Here is a 1310-nt window from a genome sequence, read left to right on the forward strand (position 1 = left end):
GTGCAGGGGGTGAATCTCCAGCCGCTACTGAAACGGGGCGGCTACATCAAGCGCAAGCGGACAGGGCCCCTGGAGACTGAGTTTCTCGACAGGGCGCCAACGCGTGACACCCTGACGACGGTGAGCGATCTGGTGCGGGGCTACACCCGCTCTCCGGGCGTGAGGATCACCGTATGAGCAACACGGCTGAGTATCTGGAGATGGCCCGCGAGGTTGCGGACGAGCTGCGGGAGAACGGGAAAGCGGCGACGATCGTTCGCCCGGGGAGTGCGGGCGGCTGGGAGAAGAAGTTCGATGCCCTCACCGGCACATGGTACTGGGAGGACAGTGAGGGCACCATCGTGCACGACGACCCGGCTCAGGCGACGAAGATCCCGTGCTTCGTCCTGGAGAACCGGTTTGCCATCACCCACATTGACGGCTCCCTGGTCCAGGCCCGGGACCGGCTGTTCCTCGCAAGCGGGCACCCGGTCCCGGGGGATGAACTGCATACCGACGGGGCGGTGCTTAAGGTGGTGCAGGCGATCCCCTTTCGGCCTGCGGAGGTCACGATCTACACGGAGGTGCAGGCGCGATGAAGTTCAGGAAGAAACCAGTTGTGATAGAGGCCATGCAGTTGCTCAGTTCCGACGCAAGCATTCTCCAGTGTCTGCAGTTTATGGGACAGCGGGTGAACGTCGAGACCCAAGCAGATCATGATAGGTTCGCGACGTACTGCGACGCCGTGAAAGAAGAAGGCCTGAAAATAGAAACCCTTGAGGGAACTATGACCGCTACTGTCGGTGACTGGATCATCAAGGGCGTAAGCGGCGAGTTCTACCCATGCAAGCCCGACATCTTCGACAAGACGTACGAACCGGTGGAGGACGACGCTGGATGAGCTTCGCACTCGATATACGCCGGTGGGCAAACCAGACGAAGGACCGCATGCAGATCATCCCGCGCAAGACAGCCCTGGAGATTCTCCGGCGCGTGGTGATGCGGACGCCTGTGGATCAGGGCCGGGCGAGGGGGAACTGGCAGGCGAGTACCGGCTCACCCATCGAGACCGAGATTGAGCGGGCCGACCCTGACGGAGGGGCGACGATAGAGGAGGCGATTCCTGTCATCGAGGGCTGGGAGGTGGAGAACGTCGCGATCTATCTGAGCAACAACGTGCCCTACATCGTCCCCCTGGAGGACGGGCACAGCGACCAGGCACCTCACGGGATGGTGAAGATCACCCTCGCTGAGTTTGACGAGATCCTGGAGGCCGTCACGTGACCTACGAGAGGGAGATCCGAAGGGCGCTGGTGAAGCCGTTGAAGGCT

At 61.9% G+C, this 1310-nt stretch carries 3 protein-coding genes; all 3 read left to right on the forward strand.

The window, feature by feature from the left end; genetic code table 11:
* Positions 1-173: 173 nt before the first annotated feature.
* The 3 genes from B071_RS0112940 to B071_RS0112950 are packed head-to-tail and all read left to right on the forward strand — an operon-like array spanning position 174 to position 1263.
* Positions 174-578 (forward strand): hypothetical protein, encoded by a 405-nt coding sequence (locus B071_RS0112940; protein ID WP_018527493.1) that lies wholly within the window; start codon positions 174-176, stop codon positions 576-578.
* The gene (locus B071_RS0112945) at positions 575-880 is read left to right on the forward strand and encodes a hypothetical protein (protein ID WP_018527494.1); all 306 of its coding nucleotides are present in this window, start codon (positions 575-577) and stop codon (positions 878-880) included. The genes B071_RS0112940 and B071_RS0112945 overlap by 4 nt, the downstream gene beginning before the upstream one ends.
* Complete coding sequence (locus tag B071_RS0112950) at positions 877-1263, forward strand: hypothetical protein (protein ID WP_018527495.1); 387 nt, start codon at positions 877-879, stop codon at positions 1261-1263. The genes B071_RS0112945 and B071_RS0112950 overlap by 4 nt, the downstream gene beginning before the upstream one ends.
* Positions 1264-1310: the final 47 nt, after the last annotated feature.

Origin of the sequence: Alkalispirochaeta alkalica DSM 8900 (genome assembly GCF_000373545.1) — a bacterium.
GTDB lineage: Bacteria > Spirochaetota > Spirochaetia > DSM-27196 > Alkalispirochaetaceae > Alkalispirochaeta > Alkalispirochaeta alkalica.

Excerpts from the sequence above, each read along its gene's own strand:
- B071_RS0112950 (WP_018527495.1), top strand. The coding sequence starts at position 877 with ATGAGCTTCGCACTCGATATACGCCGGTGGGCAAACCAGACGAAGGAC.
- B071_RS0112940 (WP_018527493.1), top strand. The coding sequence starts at position 174 with ATGAGCAACACGGCTGAGTATCTGGAGATGGCCCGCGAGGTTGCGGAC.
- B071_RS0112945 (WP_018527494.1), top strand. The coding sequence starts at position 575 with ATGAAGTTCAGGAAGAAACCAGTTGTGATAGAGGCCATGCAGTTGCTC.